The sequence below is a fragment of the Shewanella sp. ECSMB14102 genome, from assembly GCF_000813075.1.
GTDB classification, from domain to species: domain Bacteria; phylum Pseudomonadota; class Gammaproteobacteria; order Enterobacterales; family Shewanellaceae; genus Shewanella; species Shewanella indica.
In genome coordinates this window covers 1-1,021 of the sequence record NZ_JWGX01000102.1, presented here as the reverse complement: position 1 = coordinate 1,021, position 1,021 = coordinate 1, and the positions used below count along the sequence as shown (strand labels likewise).

1 protein-coding gene is annotated in these 1,021 nt (G+C 44.8%); it reads left to right on the top strand.

What is annotated here, in order from left to right; genetic code table 11:
• Nucleotides 1-395: 395 nt before the first annotated feature.
• The coding region (locus RC73_RS19510) for a retention module-containing protein (RefSeq protein WP_039036188.1) at nucleotides 396-1,021 on the top strand (626 nt) is incomplete at its 3' end.

Genomic DNA, 1,021 nt, shown 5'->3' with positions numbered 1-1,021 from the left:
ACAGAGTATGGAACTACCGATGAAGGTGTGATTATTCAATCCCTTATTTCCGACGGCGCATTGTTGGTTACTCAACCTGTCGCTCAAGCCTCATTACCCGAGCCAAATTATACTTACTTATCCGAGGATCAGTTAATCCCGTAACAAAATCACCAACAATTCACAATAAAATCAACAGAAGCGCTAAGCTTCTGTTTTTTTATTAATCGAAATAAAAAATAAACCAATATAAATCATAAAATTACAAACCGTACGATCGGTGTCAAAAAATTGACTTGACCAGGTTATTCATCTAAGATCGCCCCAGAAGATTTACACTTCTTGTCAACTTGCAACCCAAAAACAATGGGCTGCAACTTTATTGATACGGATATTGCAAGCGCCGGGGGCGGGACATGAAAGCACTTATCGCAACACAAGATGGTCAAGTTAAAAGTTTGAATGGCAAGGCTTATGTCATGTCAAATGGCCAGCAAGTTCCATTACAACAAGGCGACTTGGTCGCGCACGGAAGCGAAGTTTTTGTCGATAATGATGCACAGATAGAGCTCTTACTCAGTGATGGGAGCAGTCTTAGAGGAGGAGCTGAAGTTCCTCAAGAAGTGTTGCAAAGTACAGATGCTGTAACAGATTCTGAAATTGAGCAGCTACAGGCCCTTATCGCAGCAGGAGAAGATCCAACCGCTTCATTGCCTGATACTGCTGCCGGTGGAACTCAAGGAAATGAAGGAACATCCGGCTTTGTTTCATTGGCAAGAAGTGGTGCAGAAACGCTGGCTGCCAGTGGCTACGATTCAGCAGGCTTCGAAACTGATGCTATTACACTGCAAGAAGGTTTATCACAAAACGCCTTCAACCTCACCCAAGTCGCGCCCAGTACTGTAACCTTATTGGCGCCAACCCAAGTCAATGAGGGTGGCAGTATCACCTACACAGCAGTTGTAGATAATGCCCCTCTTGAAAGTGACTTGATACTGACCCTGTCCAACGGCGCCAGCATCACCATTGCGGCCGGTCAAAC